Below are 17,825 nucleotides of genomic sequence, written 5' to 3'. Positions count from 1 at the left end.
TGCAGAAACTAGGGGGTCATTACAATTGGCTGCACGGAAGAGCATGACGTATGACCAGGGACGCTAGATGATAAAGCATGCCCAGATTACTCAGAATATCGGTGTTGCCATCTATTTCTGTGACCCGCATAGCCCGTGGCAGAGAGGTGCCAACGAAAATATCAATAGGCTTCCGGCAATATCTGCCCAAGGGAACGGACCCATCGGTCTATAGCCAGCAAGAACTAGATGAAATCGCGCTTGAACTGAACATGCATCCGCGAAAGCGCTTGGATTTCAAGTGCCCCATTGAAACGATGAGCGAACTGATGGCGCAGTACCATGAAGCTCCGTCATCAACGCATTGACGATGTTGCACTCAGAAGCTGCATCAGCCCTCTCTAACCAAAGGGAGTTAAAACTCCAAACCCTGCGACGAAGAACACTAAAATAACGCCATAATCATACCTGCATAGGTGTAAGCCGCCCATGTAATGATGGAAATCGAAATCAAACTACCCATACAGAAACAGATGATTGGCCATGTCCCTTCGAAAAAGGTAAAGGGGGTATTATCCTCTCCAGTCTTGGCATAGGGATCATTTTTAGGCGCATGACACTGTGAAGCGATATCGGCCGGCCACTCAGGTACCTTGCTGGTATAGATGGCGACCATTCGTCCCCAGATAACAAGAACAAAAAGTGGCGACATAATCAACTGTATCGCCTGAGAGGATGCAAAAATCGCCATGCCCCGGATAATACAAAACGATAGCCTCTCACGCTTCTTGTCGATGGGCATGCATAGTTCTACCAGCTCAGAATTCCGCTTGTAGCCGGTAGGCTCGTCCATATAGCGACGGATAAACTCCCACATTCCTAGAGCATGATCACGCTCTCCCCAGATGGGGTATGCCAAGGAAAAGGTCTGCAAGACGGTTTTTCGATCATCGGCAAGCACATGGGCTCGTATTTCATAAAAAGGTCTACGGAAAAATGACACCCTATTCGTCGCCAAATAGATAAATAAATCATCCCACTTAGCCTTAGCAATCCCGCCATGAGGAAGAATCGCATATACCATGCGGTTTTTTCTATTAAAACGCACAGGATAGTGAGTCAACTGAAACGCCTCACACCTGAACATTGTCCACCCAAATAGTAACAACCCCCCTCCCATCACGAAGGACAATAAAAACACCCACCAAATATCAACTTCATTCATCTCGAAAGCAAGCATCGCCACCACGACAATAAATAGACTTCCAATCACAAATGGACCACATGAATAAAATATTGCATGACCTTTATGAGAATACCATCTATCCACTAACTCCATGAAACAACTGTTGATTTTTATAACTGAAAGCTCGTCTCTAGGAGAACATCCCCAGGTATCGATTTTCCCAATCTCATTTGAAATTTCAGCATCCATTAACTCCCTGTCCACAGGGAAAGGTAGCTTCCCTATCCTTGCCAACCCTTGGTAATCCATCTCAGCATCTACCTTTAGTTTCTCGGACGTTCAGTTGACGAAAAGAAGCTATCCTTTAATATCCGATCGAGAACTTCTTCATCAGTTCATTCTAAAGCGTAGTTGTGGACATCAAACTTCATAAATAATTCACTGTAGCCCAGTTCATCCGCACCAAAGTCCCACAGCTCCCCACTCAGATCGACGTAACAGTAAGAGGAGGTCCTTAGTTTTTGACCAAGCGCTACATGCTTGTCAGATAGCGACCCGGACGCGTCGATTTTTTGAAGAAAACTTATGCAGACACGCTCTAATGCAGGATAATCACGACGTACCTAAAGGTCGGCAAAATGAGGCGCTGCCATGTGCATAACATTAAAAATGTTATGCTTCTCTACTATCCATTGACAAACATCATTACATAAGTATAGGCCGCCCAGACAACCCCTAAAAAGGTAATTAAACTACCAATGCAGAAACAGATGATAGGCCAAGTTCCTTCGACGAAAGTAAATGGCGCATTATCATCAGCAGTCTTAGCGTAGGGGTCGTCTTTCGAAACATGGCACTTCGCTTCAATATCCTCCGGCCACCGAGGAATCTTACTCGTGTATATCGCCACCATTCTCCCCCACACGCCTAAAACATATATCGGAGACAGGAACAATTGACCTAAAAAAGAACCCGACAGTGGCCCCATGCCTCTAATTATACAAAATGACAAACTCTCTTTTACTCCATCTAATGGCATGCAAAGCTCAATCAATTCCGAGTTTTTTTCATAGCCATCAGAATCTTCCATGTAGCGACGAACAAATTCCCACTTACCTAAGGTAAGCTCTTTTTCTCCCCAAGTCGGGTAGCCTAGAGAAAAAGTTTTCAATACGTTTTCTCTATCGTCAGAGAGAACATGCGCCCTAATCTCGTAGAACGGCTTTGGAAACCATGCGATTTTGTTTTCTGCCAAATAGACAAAAAGATTATCCCACTTCACTTTAACCATATCCCCTCTAGGCAGAATAGCATAAACCATTCTATTCTTTCTGTTTAGGCGAACCGGATAATGCGTCAACTGAAAAGCCTCAAGGCGAAACAACACCCAGCCAAGGGCAGCAGGACCAGCGCACAACAATGTCACGAATATAAAGAATGGCCAATCCCCAGCCAGAAAAGTGGTCGTTCCCATCACCCCAAAACCAAGACCTGCAATCATCATCGAAATGAAGCCTGCGAACACTGCCTCCCCCTTATGGGCATACCATCGATCCACCATCTCCATATAACAATTATTTATCTTTATAACAGATATCAGATCTTTTGCCGACGTATCATTACCACAATAATTCTCAATTTTTGAATCTATCTCCTCCTGCCGCAGTTTCCTGCTCACTGGAAATGCATGAAACTTCCCGTTTGACAACCCCATGAAATCCATATGACCCTCCAGTTACAGCGCTCTTGCTTTTATGAATCCAGCAGTTACAGCTTGAGTCAACAATCAACTCAGTTGAATATAAATCAGATTCAAACACTAGGTTCAGGAGCTTTCGTCATACAAACGAGGCAGCCAGTTCGATCATGGTGTTCTCCTCTCTAGGAAGAAACCAGTGCGATAGGAAGTAATCAGGCCCGAGATGGGGTATGTGAATCGCTTACGAAAGCTCCGTTCGGCGCTGTCACCGTGCTGGTTGAGTTCAAGCTGGGTCAGCTTGAAGATACGCTACTTCGATCTGGTGGGCATCCGGCGACTAGATTGCCACATCGTCGGAAAATGGCAACCGAGTTATTTGATTGCAGTCTCGAAAACAAAGTAAGCCTTCAATACTGATGCGGCGGGGGGGCTGTTAATTTAGAATTATAAATATCGCTTTAGGGAAGTGCATCAATGAAAGGTCCCATCCTCCTGATACTCGAGGCCGTAGTAGCTTGAGACAAAGATATTGTGTTCTTCCTGCCACTGCCGGGAAAGGCGGATGGCCTCACGGATCTGCTCAGGGGTCATTTGTGCTTCAAGGCGGGTTTTATCGGGAGCGCTGCCGGGGGAGAGAAGGTCGTAATATTTATAAGCTTGGACGAGGTCGATATCTGTGCCAACGCCCTCTTCATTGTATTTTGCCAATGTTCTAAAGGAATAAACCGCATCACCATAACGCATATTTTCAGCACTGGATGCCCAATAATACGCCCTGGCCAAATCAGCCTCCCCCCCTTTTCCCGCTCTATAGAGGCCAGCTAGATTAAGCGCAGATATGGCATCGCCCTGTTTTGCGGCTTGTTCAAACCAATCCCTCGCCAAAGAAAAATCAATTTCCAAAAAATCGTTCATTCTTCTCCCGGACAAAACAAAACCCAATGTTTGCTGAGACTTTATGTATCCCAGTTCAGCAGAAGACTCTAAGTAGCTAAATGCACGAGCATTATCAACTTCAACACCAACTCCCTTACTATATACTTCGTACAGGCTATATCCTGCATCCACAATACCAAGGCGCCATGCCTCCTCTAACAGATGACGCCCAGCCACAGGATCAGGGGAAACCTTCATCTTTGGAATATTCCCAAATTTTACCAAGGCCATCAAATACATTGCATCAGGAAAATCCTTAGACAAACTTTCTAATTCATCTAATGAATAACCCTCAAAGAGTCTACCAACAGAATGGGGCCCAGGATTATTGTTAAGAATATTAGGAACGCCCTCAATATCCATATAAGACACCCCTATAGCGCTATCAAAATCTTCCACACAAGAAGAAACCAATAAAAAAATAAGACACACAATCAACACCACTAAAAAATTATTAACCACTTTCATATTCACACCTTAATTCTAAACACACTTCTCCCGGTGTCACCACGACCTACAGATGAAGAAAATGAAACATAAAAATCGACAGCACCTAGTATTTCTTCATCTTTGGCCACAATATCATAGAAAATTTCATACCAATCGCCATTTTTTCCACGCTTACTCCCTGAGGCTCGGCGGATACAAGACTCTGCCTTCCTGTAGATCCCACCTCTAAATTTTCAGCATCACTCGCTAACAAAAAATATAAGATGAAAGTGTTTCCGAAAACTCGATCCCATCGCTAACCAACTCAGCGGTTAACCTTAAACCTTCTAACTTTGGCACCAATAGTCTTACTTTAAACTTCTTCCCATTAAGATTAAAAACCACTCCCAACATCGAATTGGGAATTGGCTTTGTTTCACCAACGATACCACCAAAAATCCCCTCTCTGATCTCAACCCCTTCCCACTGAATATCCACCATCAGCCCCTTGAACACCAGATCAAGCGACGCTAACTCTTCTTCAGCGCTTCGGAACGGTTCAATCTGTCCTTTATGGTTCCCGATCAGACTAAGATCTACCCGCATATAGACCGCTTTTGCTACCAGTTCAACAAATACCCAAGCGAGAACGAGAACGGTGATACTTACCAGGTGCTGCAACAGTGAGGGGAGCACCTGCGATGAACAGGGTCATCAGCCCAAGGCTGCCACTCAAAATTGACAATCCGCCTTGGACATGGCGTGCGGCAACCGTCTCATCCGATAGCCCCGCCTTGCTGGCCCGACCAGCCTCCGACATATTGTGGAAACATCGTATATCGCTAGAATATTACTACCAGCATCAATGACGTTCAGCGACGTCAACTTCTCCGACCAAATCCTCCAAAACCCGATTCGAGGACAGCCGGAGAGTAGGTTGCCGGAGCATCGGTGATGGCAACGGAGCTATTTTATTTCGGCCTCAAAAATTCAGGCCCTCAGCACAGATATGGCGGAGGGCCTGCTAATTTAGAATCCTAAATATCGCTTTAGGGAAGTGCATCACTGAAAGGACCCATCCTCCTGATACTCGAGGCCGTAGTAGCTGGGAACAAAGATATTATGCTCGTCCTGCCATTGGCGGGATAGACGGATAGCTTCTTGGATCTGCTCAGGTGTCATTTGTGCTTCCAGGCGGGCTTTATCTGGGGCACTGCCGGGGGAGAGAAGGTCGTAATATTTATAGGCTTGGACGAGGTCTATGTCTGTACCGATACCTTCTTCATAGTACCTTGCCAGTCTATTAAAAGAAAAGGAATTACTATCATACATCATATCTTTTGATAAAAAAGCCCAATAAAACGCTTCTGAATAATTCTTTTCCCCAGCTTGCCCATGTTCATACATACCTGACAGACTTAGTGCAGATAGGGCATCCCCCTCTTCAGCAGCCTTTCTAAACCAATACATAGATTTTGAGTAATCCACTTCACACAAATCATCTATGACAACACCGCTATAACAATAACCAAGACTACGCTGTGATTTAACATACCCATACTCAGCAGACGATGCAAGATATTCAAGAGCTAAACTATCGCTATCACCAGAAGATCTATAAATCAAGTATAGAGAATATCCAGCATCTACAACGCCATTCTTCCAACTATCCAGCAAAAGTGACCTTCCATCATAGATACTGTCTTCTAACTGAACAATGGATATATCATTGTTTAACAAAACCCCAAGCAAATATTTTGACCTATAATCCCCCTCATCCACACTTCTTAATAACTGGCTCACGGTACCATCATCATACAGTGAATTTAAAGAGTACTTCCCCGGATCAACATTTACAATAAAAGGAGGCTTTTCCATCGCCAAAAATTCGTCTGGCATAGCTTGCTGTGTTGATTCACCACAACCGATAACGGCCACTGGAAAAAACAGAAAAAAAACTCGATTATTCATTAAAGTTTCTCAAAATAAAATTACTATCACCAATCCCTTGAGATGACCTAAACTTCACATTAAATATCCCTTTTTCACCCAACTCATTGTTATAAAAACATTCTTCATAGTCTATGCAATGCGCATCGTTCTCAAGTCGAGAAACTGAAACAACACTCACATTACCTTCACCAATTAAATCAACTTTCTCTTCTAGATCTTCACTCGACGCAGCAGAGTTAATGAACTCATGTTGCGAGAGAAAAAAGACTTTCCCTTCTTTTTCGGTTGTTAGCGATAGATTCAACGTAATATTTTCTGACTTAGGAACAACAACGTTAACAGACAGTCTCTTCCCATTAGGATTAAAAACCACTCCCAACCTCGAGTTTGAGTTTGGCTTTGTTTCTACAACTGTCCCACCAAAAAGCCCCTATCTAATCTCAACCTCTTCCCACTGAATATCCACAGTCAGCCCCTTGAACACCAGATCAAGCGAGGCCAACTCTTCTTCAGCGCTGCGGAACGGTTCAATCTGTCCCTTATGGTTCCCGATCAAGCTAAGGTCTACCCACATATAGACCGCTTTTGCTACCAGTTCAACAAACATCCAGGCAAGAATGAGAACAGCGATACTTACCAAAAGCGCTGCGATGGCAAGCGGGCCACCTGCAATGAATAGGCTCATCAATCCTAGGCTGCCACTCAAAATAGACAATCCGCCTTGGACATGGCGTGCGGCAACCCTCTCATCCGATAGCCCCGCCTTGCTGGCCCGACCAGCCTCCGACATATTGTGGAAACATCGTATATCGCTAGAATATTACTACCAGCATCAATGACGTTCAGCGACGTCAACTTCTCCGACCAAATCCTCCAAAACCCGATTCGAGGACAGCCGGAGAGTAGGTTGCCAAAGCATCGGTGATGGTAACGGAGCTATTTTATTGCGGCCTCAAAAAAGCAGGCCCTCAATGCCGACGTGGCAGAGGGCCTGCTAATTTAGAATTCTAAATGCTGCTGTAGGGCAGTGCATCACTGAAAGGACCCATCCTCCTGATACTCCAGGCCGTAGTAGCTGGGAACAAAGATATTGTGTTCTTCCTGCCACTGCCGGGAAAGACGGATGGCCTCACGGATCTGCTCGGAGGTCATTTGTGCTTCGATACGGGCCCTTTCTTGAGACCGTCCTGGAGAGAGAAGATCATAGTACTTGTAAGCCTGCACAAGATCAACTTCCGTACCTATACCTTCTTCATAGGCTTTAGCAAGCCCAGAGAAACCTTCAAATTCGTTTCCGTAAGGTAAACTTTCAGCTTCCAAGAGCCATTTAAAAGTCATGTCATCGCTTTGCTCGACTCCTAAACCTTCATAGTAAATCCATGCCAAAGAAACTGCGGAAACTTTATCCCCCTTCTCGGCAGCTCTTGTAAACCAAAAAACAGCCTTGGAAAATTCTTCATTCACGACCCCCTTCGGACTATACCCACTATATAGAAAACCCAATTTTTGCTCAGATCTTAAAAACCCAAGATTTGCGGAGGCCTTCAAGTAATCGCCCGCCAGCTCTAAACTTATTATTCCACTATCACCATGCAGATACGCTTCGTAAAGATAAAAACCTGCATCTACCACTCCTAACCGCCAGGCATCTATTAACTTGCGCCGCGCAAGAGAAGGATTAACTTCTACATCTACTCCTGGTATATTTTCAAGGTAAGACCGCCCTACAAGATACACACAGAACTGTTTGTCCACATCTCTAGGAGAACCAAAACAGTCAATATCGTTATTTCTATAGTACTTGGTCAAAAAGAATGCATCACCATTTTTATTATAAATTACAGAATCTCCCTCCATCGAGACAAATCTCTCTTCCTCACCACTCACATCCTGTTTATCGCAGGCGCTCAGAGTTAAAAAAACAAAAAAAACCAAAAAAACTCTATTTTTTTTCATTACCACCTCACTACAAAAAGTGCGGAGCTTGATGCGCTTGAGTCACCATTGACAAACCTAATACGTAAATTTACTTGGTTAGAGATCATGTCAGAATCAAAATAAGAATAAATATCACTTATTGAATAAATCCCTTCTTCTTTATTGAAAACACTATCCCCCTCCGTTAGAGACGTTCCTTCTCTTTCCAATGTATCTTTGTCAGCAAACTTCTCATAACTAGCTAATAGCAATCTTGCCGGAGCACTGATCAGCCCACCACTAAAAAGATCAAATTCAACTCTCATTTCTCTTAAATCGGGAATGGTGGAATTTATAAAAAATCTTTTCCCATTTGTAATATTCGCCCCCATGTAACCATCTACAACTGGCTTTTCGACAACCAACTCCCCATCACTTCTCTCATAAATGATGACGTTTTCCCACTGAATATCCACAGTCAGCCCCTTGAACACCAGATCAAGCGAGGCCAACTCTTCTTCAGCACTGCGGAACGGTTCGATCTGCCCTTTATGGTTCCCGATCAAGCTAAGGTCTACCCACATATAGACCGCTTTTACTACCAGTTCAACAAATATCCAGGCGAGAACGAGAACAGTGATACTTACTAGAAGTGCTGCAACAGTGAGGGGACCACCTGCGATGAACAGGGTCATCAGCCCAAGGCTGCCACTCAAAATTGACAATCCGCCTTGGACATGGCGTGCCGCAACCATCTCATCCGATAGCCCCGACTTGCTGGCCCGACCAGCCTCCGACATCTTGTTGAACCCATCGTATATTGCCAGCACATCACCACCAGCACCTATGACATTTAGTAACGTCAACTTCTCTGGCCGTATTCTCCAGAACCCGGTTGCAGCAGTAGCAATTTCTCCGGTATCGAAGAAAGTCCGAATTGCCTGAATACTGTTCTTTAGTTCTACGCTGGATTTGACCAAGGAACCAATAGCCGCGAACAACATTGCGTCATCAGTGCTTTCTTTGTCACCGGACGAAAATGGCCCCTTCTCTAAAATAGTTTTGACAGCCTCGACAATCGAAATGACGGATACAATCGACTTACCCATATTCTCGGACAACACGCAGCTCGACACCATCTGCATGGTGCCCAGGTTCACCAGTGATTTCGATAACCCTACATTCCCCCAGGTATTATCGTCTTCCAATTTTTCAAAATCTTCCCGATCAAATCCATCAATATTTGCCGCATCACCGTTCACCATCGGCAACCTGAACGATAGACTATAAGCTCCGCTGTCTTCCGCGGGAACGACTGCGATATTTCCTCCCTCACCGCCTGGGAACTGAATCGCATCATCAACTACTGGAGACCGAGGCCGTGGTTGCCTTCTTTCGTCATTGTCTTTTGCAACATGCAATAGCCACCGACGGTAGGTTTCGACATTGGCCTCTACACGCAGCATTTCAAGAGGCGGTAGTTCACCGCGTTTCACCGCCGGGTCGGAACAATAAAGGATCTGCGCCACCCGTGCAAACATCATGATGGGTACGGTATCACTCTCTTGCGATTGCATACTGATGGCAGAAATTGCGTTTCCTATCGTGGTGATCAAATAGGGGATTGTCGTCTGCCACTGCTTTTCGAGTTCGCTCTTCATAGAGGAGTCATAATCTTCCCACACTGCATTAAATCGCTGCTGCCAAACTGCTAGCCTAACAACTGATAAATAATCATCGGAATCAGGAAGGGAAGCATCGTTTAGCGCCGCCTCGACCAGCTCACCATGATTGGCAAACAGCGATCTTGTTAGAACTGACTCTGCAGATGACATTTTTTCGGCCAATGCCTTCCAGGCACTAAAAGAGGAAGGAGATAGAATCCCCCCGGCTAGAAGGGACACCATTACGCCGGATGCCTCCAATCCCGCAATATAATCACTTTGACTGTACCGGTCCAACGCATCCTGAAGATGATCGCGCACCCAGAAAGCATAGTCCGCATCGTAGTACTGCGTCATATACTCAGCTATTTCTAATTTTTTATTGTATCTTCCCCTAAATTCATCTACTGCCTCTTTATTTCCATCATAAAAATCTTCCAATTGATCTTCACGCTCCTCCACCAAGTCACCTATATATTCAGCCTCTTCTTCTAGCTTATTTCGTCGCTTCTGGACTTCTTCCTCTATTTGCGCTTCCAGCGTTTCTATTACGCCCTCTATATATCGCCTATTCTCTTCGACAAGAGGTTTAGTCAGGTGGGACTTCATTTCGTCAAGGTCTCGTCTGAGGTCTTTCTCACGATTACTACGACCTTGTTCTCCGTACTTCTCCTCCAATGCCTTTCTCTGTCCGTTTATAAAATTTTCTCTAAAAGCATCCAGCGCCTGCATAATCCCTAACATGCGCTTATTGTCGCCAACATCTACAAACTCTTTTAGCTCTGCCAAAGGTTCGAGACGATAGGAGTTCAGCTCGTCAATGATTCCCACTTCATCATTGACCGCAATAATAAGCTCTTGCCCTTGCAGCCAGGACGCGTATTCGGACAGTCGGTCGCGCATATTCTCTTTCATTTCTTCGCGACTGAAGAGCTGTCTCTCACTTCCTGGCGGCCAGAAAAAATCTCTACGATCTGGTGCGCTATCGCAGAATTCGGCGACCATCTCCAATTCATCTATAGAAAATGTATTCTTAGTTTCACCATTAACTAACTCAGTGTTTACATCTTCTTCTTTTTTCTCGCTGGACTTCCCTGTGATCGTAAATTTTTGCATGTGATCCTCGCGCCACTGAGAATCGCCTTCAATCATCGACAGGTGGTCGCGGGACCAAGGGTGCTCAGTGTAGGCGTAGTAGAAGACATCGCCTTTCTCGACCCTGGGCAAGGTCACGATGGACGCGCTCAGTGCCTTACGGCGTCTTTCATCCTCAGGAGCGTTTAGACAGGAAAACGAGGCATTTTGCGTGGTGGGTGGCGTGTCTCTGACGCTATATTGGTGGAACATGCCTTCTTCGCTAACGACATAGGCGTACCAGTAGTAGGGATGATTTTGCTGATCGAAAACATAGAAATACCCGGGCCGAAGCTGGCGTAGAATATACTTGCTCACCTGAGCCCTTGGATGACTATGCTCATGGTGTAATATTCTGCTATAAACACGTTTATTCCTTGGTTGACCATCCTCCAGAGTTTCGCGCAGGTTTATCTTGGTAAAATGTCCTACTCTATCTGAAGGTAGCTCTGGAATATCTTCATTGCTTTCAATGTTCTTGCACACCGCATAGCGCACGGGCAGGATCGGAAACCCCTCGCGTTCGCACTGCGGGCATCGCCCAGTGCGGCCTTCGCACTCGCGCTCCCGGTCCTGCTCTCCCAGGTCATCGACGACGTTTGACAGTCCATTGCTCATGTTAGTCGGTGCTCCAAATCGTGTTTGATGCTGTCCCAGTCCGGGTCGCTGATTCGTCTGATCGCCAGGGTGAAGGGTTCGGTCTCTCCGCCACTGGGCAGCAGGCGCTGAATCGCGGGGTGGCGGTAAAAGCCGGGGGTCAGCAGGCCATGGGTAACAAACAGGCGCTGATCCTTGGCGTCTTTCAGGCCATGGGCTTCGGCCTTGACCAGCAGTTCGTCCATCTCGGCTGGGGTGACGTGGCGCTTGTCGGCGCGCTTGAGGCGACGCCATCCTTCCAGGCAGGCATTGACCTGCCCAATGCGCTTGACCGCCTGCCATTGGTGAGGGGCCAGGGAGGTACGAGGCAACGGCGTGGAGAGCGGGGGCATCTGCACGCCTTGCAACTGTCGCTGGTGGTCGAGGAACCACCAGGCGTCAATCGGGCCAAGCAGGTGGTTGAGCTGCTGGGGCAAGAGAATCTCCAACAGACGCTCGAAGACGCGGGGGTCCTGGTAGCGAAACAGCGCAGGCTTGGGACCTGTACTGCGGATGACGCGCTGCTGGTACAGGTGGTTGACGATGTGCGCAAGCGAAGCGCGGCTGTAGACCCAGGCACAGAAGGGCACCGGGTCGAGGTGCGAGTCGGGCGTACGTTCGATTTCCTGCGCGACTTCCGCTTCAAGCTCGGCGGCAAGCCCGTCGGTCAGCGCCTGCCCCGCAAGTCCGACAGGTTGTAGGTAAAGCCGCTGTTCGGGCTTCTGGGCGACGAAGGGGTGCTTGATCTGACCGCAATCGCGCCTGGCGCTGTCTCCGAGTCCCCTGCCGGGGCTGCCATCGGGGTCCACCAGCCGATACAGGCATCCGCCGCCCTGGGCACCCAGCGCCTGAATCGCCTCGATCATCGCCCGGGTACCAGGAGTCAGACGATGGGCTGCCGCTTGTTGAAGAGGCATATCGCCGGGAAGGTGGTTGTCGTGCATGAGCTAGCCCTCCACGATGCCATCACCGCCCGCGGCACCTTTTTCGTTGGTGCGCTCGCAGATGACGTCGGTGAATTCAGGCAGGTCGGTAAGCTCTGTACTCAGACTCGCGGGGCCTGCAAAGTTGTGCTGGGCACCCTTGATGTCGATCTTGCCCGGGGCGTGCACTTCGATATTGCCGTCCTTGAGCCGCACGTATGCGCCGGCGCAGGTGAGCAGGATCTCCTTGGCGGCGCTGACTTCCACGCTGTCCTCGGTGGAGGTCACGCTCAGGGTCTTCTCGGCGGTCAGGGCCATCGCGTCACTCTGGGCCTGCACCTCGACCTTGCCCTGGGCGGCGAACAGCTTGATCCCGGCACGCTGCACGAACAGCGAGAGCTTCTGGCCCATGGTAGCGACCAGGCTCTTGCCGGCGGCCAGGTTGATGTCCTCGCCGCTGGTCACCGTCAGCGACTTGTCCTGGGCGAAATGGGTCGACTGCGGGGTGCTCATGGCAATGCCGGCGGGTGAGGCCAGGTGCAACCAGGGGCTCTCGAGCCGCCCGGCCTCGCCCCGCCCTGCCAGGCTTGCGCCTTTGGCGGTGGACTGGTCGGCGGACTGGTCAACGTCCTGGCCAGACGCTGCACCGCTGGACTCACCGTAGGTGGCCTTGGCGTCTTCGCTGGCCCGCTTGATGTCGCCGCGCACCTCCAGCGCTTCGGCGTCGTGTTCTGCGGCGCTCTGGCTGAGGGTATCGGCAAGCTGCCAGGCGCTGTCGAGTTCACGGTAGACCGGGGACAGCGCGAGCTGTTCGCCGCTGGCACCGAGCTGCCCCCAACTGGTCAGCAGCAGGCCGGCGTTGGCGCGTACCGCGCCGTAGGCGTCGGTGCGCAGCTCGAAGCCGGTGCCACGAAAGGCGCCCCTGGTGTTGCCCTGCTGGTGGATCAGGTAGCCCAGGTTCAGTTGGCTCTTGGCGTGCTCGGAGTTGAGGCGCACCCGCTCCTGATCGGTGGCATCGTCAAACACCAGTTCGTTGTACTTGCCGCCCCGGTAGGTCTTGGACTTGAAGCCCGACAGCAGGCCGTTGGAGTGCCATTCGGGACGCTGGTCACCGTTGTAGACCCGCCCGGTAACCAGCGGGCGATCCGGGTCACCCTCCAGGAAGTCGACGATCACCTCCTGGCCGATGCGCGGCACGAACACACCACCCCAGCCGGCGCTGGCGTTGGGCTGGGCGACCCTGAGCCAGCAGCTCGATTGGGCGTCATGGCGACCCAGCCTGTCCCAGTGGAACTGCACCTTGACCCGATTGAGCCGGTCGGTGTGGATCTCTTCACCTTCGGGGCCGACCACGATGGCGGTCTGGGGGCCGCCGACCACCGGACGCGGGTGATCGAGCGACGAACGGTAGGGCTGGCTCAAGCGCTGGGCTTCGAAGTCGACCAGGTAGTGGCCGGTGCCGGCACGCTGATAGTCGTCGCGGTGGAGGCTCTCGTCTTCCAGGCCGTGGGCCCGGCGGGCATGATCAAGCTCCTGCTGCAGACTGCCCGGCAGGGTGGTCAGGTGGGCCGACACCGGCAGAGCGTTCTCGGCGTGCACGCTAAGGCCCAGCACCAGAAAGGTCCGCTCATCGCTGTCGCCGTGCTGGTGGCGTTCGTGCTGGGTCAGCTCGAAGTGACGTCCTACCTGAAGCTGGCGGGCACCACCAGCACCGAAGAAGCGCTTGGCCTTTGATTCCAGCGCTTCGAGCCGGTTGGCGGTCAGACGTTCGCCGCGAAAGTGGTCGCGATAGTAGTACTCGCCAGGGCTGTCGTAGACCTCCTGGTCGGTCAGGTTGCCCTGATGGTGCAGGGTGTCCAGCGAGGTTCGCTTGATCAGCCTTGGCTGCTTGTAGTCGAAGGTGCCAAGGCTGACCCGGTTGGGTTGCTGTTGGCGCCGTCCGCCCCACTGGGTAATGGCGTCCTCGGTCTCGGTGGCGTCCTGGCGGTGGAAGCGAATCTGGTGAGGGGCGACCGCATCGCAGGTCGCCACGTCATCGGTGATCACCAGCCGATGACCGACACCCTCAGCGCCAGTCGCCGCGTTCTCGCTCGCGGTCTTACCGTCATTTTCCGGGTTGCCCAGGTGCTCGAAGTAATATAACAGGCCCTCCTGCTCCATCAGGCGATTGACGAAGTGGTAATCGCTTTCCCGGTACTGGACGCAGTAGCTGCGCGCCGGGTACTCGCGTCTCAGGTCGAAGCGCCAGCCGCCGTGGGCCACCTCATGGCCCTGAAACACCCGCTCGATCACCTCGATGGCGCTCAGATCCTGAAAGATGCGACTGTCGCGGCCAAGCTCGAGCATGGTCAGCCAGGGCACCAGGCTCAACTGGTAGTAGTAGACGCCGCCGTCCTCGCCCAGCAGCGCAGCGGACTCCACCAGCGCCGAGAGTTGCCGATACTGGCCATCGGCCTGACGTATCGACAGCGTCGCGGGTCTGGCCATCAGCGATTTGAGCTCGATGTTGCCGGACTGGGAGATGGCGTCGAGGCGGTAACGAAACGGCCGCGAGACACGCTCTTCGCCGACCAGACGATGGGGGATCAGCTCGACACCCTCCAGCGCCAGGGTAACTAGCCGCTGGTGCTGCGACAGGCTGACGTCGAACGACGCCAGCATCTTGTCCAACCACGATGAGTCATTCATTGCCTTTGTCCTTTGCTGCGATGCCCGAAGGGCCTTCCATGGCGACGACGGCGAGCGAAAAGAGGCGTTGTCAGCCGAGTCCGTGGACGCCACCACAAGCCGAGATCAGGCTCGCGCCGCAGGCGGTGTGGCAGCCGTGAAAGGCCACGCTCTTGCCGTTGAGGGTGATGGTGGGGTGGCCTTCGACGATGGGGCAGACGCCATGGCCCTTCTGCGGGCAGGCCACCATGTCCCCGACCACCGCTACCGGGGTGCCGTTGAGCAGGTAGTTGGACTGGGCGCTGACCACGGTGCCGCCGTGGCTGGTGGTATCGCCCAGGACGATGATGCCGTCTCCAGAACCGAACATGGGTAGCCTCCTCAGGTGGTGGTGTAGTGGGACTCGAGACGCGCCTGGGCAGCGCTGTCGAGACTTTCCGGCAGAAGGGCCAGGGCGCGACTGCTGTGGTCGTCGCTTAATTGCAGCAACACCGCTCCGCTGCGACTGCGATCGCCCACCAGGGCGACGACCAGTTGCAGCGCGATCAGCGCCGTGCCTGGCCAGCCGAAGTGATAGTCGATACACCGGCATTCTTCGCCGAGATCGAGCTCGGGCCAGAGCGTCAGCAAGGCGCCTGCGAGGTCGGCACGTCGCCCCGGCAGGTCCAGACTGTCGGCGACCACGACGCCAGGAGCGTTGCCTGCGGTTGCCCCTTCGTCAGGCCAGACCCTGGCCAAGATCTCTGCCAGGGACTGGTGGCGCTGGCGTCGTGTCAGGTCCGTGCGCCTGGTGTGCTCAAGCATGATCCCGCGCTTCAGCAGATAGCTGTCACCGCCTCCGTATCCGTCCTCAGCTATCCGCTGGATCACTAGGGCGGCTGCGGCTTCTGAAGGTTTGATGCCCTGGGGATTGCGCGTGGTCGCAAGCTGCTGTCGGGCGCGCAACTGGCCGATGCCGTGGGCGTGAAGGACACAATCGATACTGAGCCACAGCACATGCCCAGCCCCCCCGGTGGCAGGTGTCGCGAGGGTGTCATGGAGGTCCTGATGGTCTGGCACCAGTCGCAGTCCCGTCATGCGGGGGTACGCCAGTGACCCGCGCAGGCTGACGTCCAGCATGTCTCGCAGCACTGTCGTGTGCCCCTCGACCGGCATGCTCACCACTACTTCGAAGCCGGCCTCCGTTGGCAGCCGCTCCAGCAGGGTCATGGCCTCGCCGACCAGCGCCCGGGCGAGCTCATACAGGCGGCGCGCCCTGTCACCCTGAAGGGCCAGGGGCTCGCCGAGCGTTCCGAACTGGCAGTCGATTCGATGCACCAGCAGACTTTCACTGGCCGCCAGGGACGTATCCACGACGGCAGCCTGCTTGTCCGGCATATTCCCCCACCCCACCAGTCCCGCCGAGGTCAGCGCCACGCCATCGAGCACCCTCAGCCGGTCAGGGTCGTAGCGCCGTTCCGGTGCTGGCGTTGCCTGCTGCCTGGCCATCTGCTCGAGGGTCGATTGCCGTGGCCTGAGGCGGTCGTACAGCGACGCCCTGCTTGAATCCCTGTCCCCTCGGTTCATGAGCTGTGCTCGTCTCTGGTCTGGGTGCCCAGGGTTTCGCGGATGCTGTCGACGACGTTGTCCTCGCGAATCACGTCACGCAGCCAGTCTTCCAGCGGCATCCGCCCCCAGCGCACCGCTCGTTCGACCAGATAAGGTACCGGGCTGTGGGGCTCGGCGGCCTTGAAGTACTGGGCTACCGCACCGAGCATGGCAAAGGCTTCTTCGCGGGTCTCCGGGGTGGTGCGAAGCGCGCCGCTTGGACGTTGAGATCGCGCCGGGGTGCTGGCCTGCGGTGTGGGCGAGTCTTCCGGGATGCTGTCGTCTTGTGCTGGATCCTCGACGACGTCGAGACGAACGCCCTTGTCACCCAGCAGGCGCTCGATCAAGCCAAGACACTCCCTGAGTACCGTCGAAAGTCGGCTGAAGCTCGGCGCCAGGTCTCCGAGCCGGGCGACCAGCACGTCGTCCAGCGCCGAAAGCGCGTGCAGGCAGGCTTCGATATGGCGGTAGCGCTCGATCAGTCGTTCGGGGTCTGACAGCACCACCGAACGCTGGAATATCTCGGCATTGATCTTGCCTTCCTTGAGCGCTTCGTCCATGACGGTGGGGTCATTGCGCGCCAGGTTCTCGACCTGGCGTGACTCTTCATAGCGATCCAGGCCATAGCCGTGATCACTGCTATGAGCCCCGCCCTGACCATCGAGCAGGGCGATGCTGCCGACCATCGACGCCAGGGTGTCGTCCAGCCAGGTGAAGCGCCCCAGGCGTTCTTCCTCACCCTCTTCCAGGGTGGGATAGAGCACCCCCCAGTAGGTCTCGCACAGGGCCGCCACCAGCTCCAACCCAAAGGCCAGGCCTGCAAAGCCGTCACGGTGGGCCAGTCCTTCGCACAGCCAGCCGGCCAGCATCAGGTCCTTGCTTTGCTCGGCCAGGGCCTGAGACGACAGCGCGATCACCGCATTCCAGTCGGCGCGCTTGAGGTCCGACTGCCAGTCACCCTGGCTTAGATAGCTGGGGTCGGCTCGCCGTGCTTCCTTGATCTCGTCGACCACCAGCGAAAAGCTCAGGTCCTCCCCTACTCCCTGCTCACCGATCGGCGCGAGCAGGGCCTCGCGATTCCATTCATCGACCATGGGCGTTGTCTCCTGCATCTA

General features: G+C 52.3%; 14 protein-coding genes and 1 pseudogene. 1 reads left to right on the top strand and 14 read right to left on the bottom strand.

Features of this window, described 5'->3' with window-relative positions:
- Positions 1–19 precede the first annotated feature (19 nt).
- Positions 20–347: pseudogene (locus tag C9F12_RS04390) on the top strand (IS30 family transposase); the annotation flags it as partial.
- Between the two features lie 77 nt (positions 348–424).
- Here C9F12_RS04390 and C9F12_RS04385 read toward each other — a convergent pair.
- The 14 genes from C9F12_RS04385 to tssA form a co-directional block, all read right to left on the bottom strand.
- Positions 425–1,474 (bottom strand): DUF6708 domain-containing protein, encoded by a 1,050-nt coding sequence (locus tag C9F12_RS04385; protein WP_162816388.1) that lies wholly within the window; start codon positions 1,472–1,474, stop codon positions 425–427.
- A gap of 376 nt (positions 1,475–1,850) precedes the next feature.
- Positions 1,851–2,888: a DUF6708 domain-containing protein gene (locus C9F12_RS04380; protein ID WP_108448102.1), complete on the bottom strand. Its 1,038-nt coding sequence runs from the start codon at positions 2,886–2,888 to the stop codon at positions 1,851–1,853.
- A 447-nt stretch (positions 2,889–3,335) separates the two neighbouring features.
- Entirely contained in the window at positions 3,336–4,268 is a 933-nt protein-coding gene (locus C9F12_RS04375; protein ID WP_108448101.1) for a tetratricopeptide repeat protein, read from the bottom strand.
- Positions 4,269–4,496: 228 nt separating this feature from the next.
- Positions 4,497–4,910 carry a hypothetical protein gene (locus C9F12_RS04370; protein WP_108448100.1) on the bottom strand — a complete coding sequence of 138 codons (414 nt, stop codon included), beginning with the start codon at positions 4,908–4,910 and terminating at the stop codon, positions 4,497–4,499.
- A gap of 381 nt (positions 4,911–5,291) precedes the next feature.
- Complete coding sequence (locus C9F12_RS04365; RefSeq protein WP_108448099.1) at positions 5,292–6,200, bottom strand: tetratricopeptide repeat protein; 909 nt, start codon at positions 6,198–6,200, stop codon at positions 5,292–5,294.
- On the bottom strand, positions 6,193–6,555 hold the full coding sequence (locus tag C9F12_RS22455) for a hypothetical protein (RefSeq protein ID WP_162816387.1): 363 nt from the start codon (positions 6,553–6,555) through the stop codon (positions 6,193–6,195). Before C9F12_RS22455 ends, C9F12_RS04365 begins: the two co-directional genes overlap by 8 nt.
- A gap of 57 nt (positions 6,556–6,612) precedes the next feature.
- The gene (locus C9F12_RS04360; RefSeq protein ID WP_108448098.1) at positions 6,613–6,867 is read right to left on the bottom strand and encodes a hypothetical protein; all 255 of its coding nucleotides are present in this window, start codon (positions 6,865–6,867) and stop codon (positions 6,613–6,615) included.
- Positions 6,868–7,214: 347 nt separating this feature from the next.
- A complete protein-coding gene (locus C9F12_RS04355; RefSeq protein WP_108448097.1) occupies positions 7,215–8,138 on the bottom strand; it encodes a tetratricopeptide repeat protein in 924 nt (307 codons plus the stop codon).
- Positions 8,138–11,515 carry a T6SS effector BTH_I2691 family protein gene (locus tag C9F12_RS04350; protein ID WP_162816386.1) on the bottom strand — a complete coding sequence of 1,126 codons (3,378 nt, stop codon included), beginning with the start codon at positions 11,513–11,515 and terminating at the stop codon, positions 8,138–8,140. The genes C9F12_RS04355 and C9F12_RS04350 overlap by 1 nt, the downstream gene beginning before the upstream one ends.
- On the bottom strand, positions 11,512–12,477 hold the full coding sequence (locus C9F12_RS04345) for a DUF4123 domain-containing protein (RefSeq protein WP_108448095.1): 966 nt from the start codon (positions 12,475–12,477) through the stop codon (positions 11,512–11,514). Before C9F12_RS04345 ends, C9F12_RS04350 begins: the two co-directional genes overlap by 4 nt.
- Before the next feature lie 3 nt (positions 12,478–12,480).
- Positions 12,481–15,144 carry a type VI secretion system Vgr family protein gene (gene tssI / locus C9F12_RS04340; protein WP_108448094.1) on the bottom strand — a complete coding sequence of 888 codons (2,664 nt, stop codon included), beginning with the start codon at positions 15,142–15,144 and terminating at the stop codon, positions 12,481–12,483.
- A gap of 70 nt (positions 15,145–15,214) precedes the next feature.
- The gene (locus C9F12_RS04335; protein WP_108448093.1) at positions 15,215–15,493 is read right to left on the bottom strand and encodes a PAAR domain-containing protein; all 279 of its coding nucleotides are present in this window, start codon (positions 15,491–15,493) and stop codon (positions 15,215–15,217) included.
- A gap of 11 nt (positions 15,494–15,504) precedes the next feature.
- On the bottom strand, positions 15,505–16,689 hold the full coding sequence (locus tag C9F12_RS04330; RefSeq protein ID WP_162816385.1) for a hypothetical protein: 1,185 nt from the start codon (positions 16,687–16,689) through the stop codon (positions 15,505–15,507).
- Positions 16,686–17,804 carry a type VI secretion system protein TssA gene (tssA, locus tag C9F12_RS04325; RefSeq protein ID WP_108448091.1) on the bottom strand — a complete coding sequence of 373 codons (1,119 nt, stop codon included), beginning with the start codon at positions 17,802–17,804 and terminating at the stop codon, positions 16,686–16,688. Before tssA ends, C9F12_RS04330 begins: the two co-directional genes overlap by 4 nt.
- Positions 17,805–17,825: the final 21 nt, after the last annotated feature.

It is taken from the genome of Halomonas sp. BN3-1, assembly GCF_003056325.1.
GTDB lineage: Bacteria > Pseudomonadota > Gammaproteobacteria > Pseudomonadales > Halomonadaceae > Halomonas > Halomonas litopenaei.
This window is presented reverse-complemented; position numbering and strand designations above follow the sequence as displayed.